Raw genomic sequence first — 1,671 nt, 5'->3', positions numbered from 1 at the left:
CTGATGAACTGATTATGTCAGTGATCAAGGTCTTGGAAGGGGAAGAGGAATTGGAGATCGTGCGCCATCTGCTGCGTCTATCCCGCTGCATCAGCCGTCAGGAGGAGGGGGTTCCCCTTGGTCCCCACGCAAAAATAATCCAATCAGAGATCATGAATATTGTCAACAATTTCTTCTACGAAAAGATGACAGCACTACCTACTATTAAGGCTTATATTGACGATCTCAAGAGTTGATACTGACGCTGGCTGCCCCTATCCCTTTCCATAGCCAGCCAGCTAAATCAATAGACCTCTTGCAAAAGTATTTTTCTGATAGTGTTTACGTCAATTCTTGTCCACTGTTCCGGTGATCCGCTGTTCCCTGTTCCCGACAACTGCCGCGAAGTCTAATGTTCACGCTGTAAGTTGTTTTGTAAGAGATTGCAAAACAACTTACCTTGTTGAATGGCATCATCAAGAGCAACATGGGTCAAGGGAATGTCCTCTAACCACTCAGGCGGTAGGTTTTTCTTGCCTGACTCGCTATAGTTTCGTTTTAGGAATGCCATGGCATAGGAGCGGATGTCTAGTGCAGAATGCTTAAAGGGACTATCCCCCACAAAGTTGATCAAATACCAATAGACAAACATAAAGTCGAAGGTGGCTGGATAGGCAACAAAGACCGGTTTACCGGGTAATGCTTGTAGCCAAGCGTGATATGCCTGCATCACCTGTGCTGGAGGCTTTGGGTTGACTCGTGATGCTTCCCAAGCTTCAGGGTTTTCTGACCACCATCTCATGGTGTTGGGATGACCTTGTGCCCCTGGCAAGGGTTCTAGGTTAGCCGTAAAGGTGGCGATTAATTCTTTGTTTGCCCTGAAAGCTGCTGATCCAATGCTGAGCATGGAGTGAGGTCCAGGGATAGGACCATCGGTTTCAATATCCGTGCTGACGTAGATTTCGATTGTCATTTGTTTGCCTATATCAAATATTAACAGGATATTGTTTTGACCTTAACATCTGAGAAAATTTAGGAAAAAAAATTGGTAGTAATGCATACTAAGGATTCAATCACAACTGTTGAACCTTGAAAACTTTGAACACTGATGGGGTGTTGCTAACGCGCAACAATTCTTCTCGTTATCTGTTGTCAGCTTGGGTTAATGTTAAATGCAGTCTACTGTTGACTTCTGAGTGGAAGAATGACTTTCTCATCCTTAACTGTTTCCCTCAAACCCGAAATCACCCTCACCCCTGTTGAGGGAAATATTCTGCTCCAATCTTCAAGCCGTAAGCTGACATTTCATCAACCGGAACCGGGATTAAAAACTGCTCTAGATGCTCTCAAACAGGGAACCCACACCCCCGGGCAACTTCAAACCTTAATCCTAGAAACCGATGGCACACAAGTGCGGGAAAAGTTCGATGCTTACCTGAATCGTCTGATTGAACTGGGCTGGATCTGCCACGCCATCCCCCCCTCATCCCCTGAGCTTTCCCCCCTTGCGATCGCTATTCCCATGGTAGGGGATTATTACTTCGATTGCCCTGAAATTGATTGGGATGCGTTCGCGAAGCGGTTCCAAAGGAACATCGCATTTACCCTCTCTCGCTTCGCCTTTTTCCATCAAGTCGCAGGGGAAATGGCATTAGAGTCTCCAGATCGGAAGAGAACACGCCTTAACTCCAG

Annotated in this window: 2 protein-coding genes and 1 pseudogene; 2 read left to right on the top strand and 1 reads right to left on the bottom strand. The window is 46.2% G+C overall.

Going from position 1 to position 1,671, the window contains the following annotated elements; genetic code table 11:
• Positions 1 to 236: hypothetical protein (locus tag F6K53_RS40605; protein WP_293085852.1), on the top strand; the 236-nt coding region annotated here is incomplete at its 5' end.
• Positions 237 to 388: 152 nt separating this feature from the next.
• On the opposite strand, the gene F6K53_RS40600 is transcribed toward F6K53_RS40605, so the two are convergent.
• On the bottom strand, positions 389 to 952 hold the full coding sequence (locus F6K53_RS40600; protein WP_293085849.1) for a 3'-5' exoribonuclease: 564 nt from the start codon (positions 950 to 952) through the stop codon (positions 389 to 391).
• 231 nt (positions 953 to 1,183) lie between these two features.
• On the opposite strand from F6K53_RS40600, the pseudogene F6K53_RS40595 reads away from it, so the two are divergent.
• A pseudogene (locus tag F6K53_RS40595) lies at positions 1,184 to 1,671 on the top strand (hypothetical protein); the annotation flags it as partial.

This window comes from Moorena sp. SIO4A1 (assembly GCF_010672065.1).
Lineage (GTDB): Bacteria > Cyanobacteriota > Cyanobacteriia > Cyanobacteriales > Coleofasciculaceae > Moorena.
This window is presented reverse-complemented; position numbering and strand designations above follow the sequence as displayed.

Bases quoted from the DNA above. Each gene is read 5' to 3' on its own strand.
- F6K53_RS40600 (WP_293085849.1), bottom strand. From the start codon at position 952: ATGACAATCGAAATCTACGTCAGCACGGATATTGAAACCGATGGTCCT.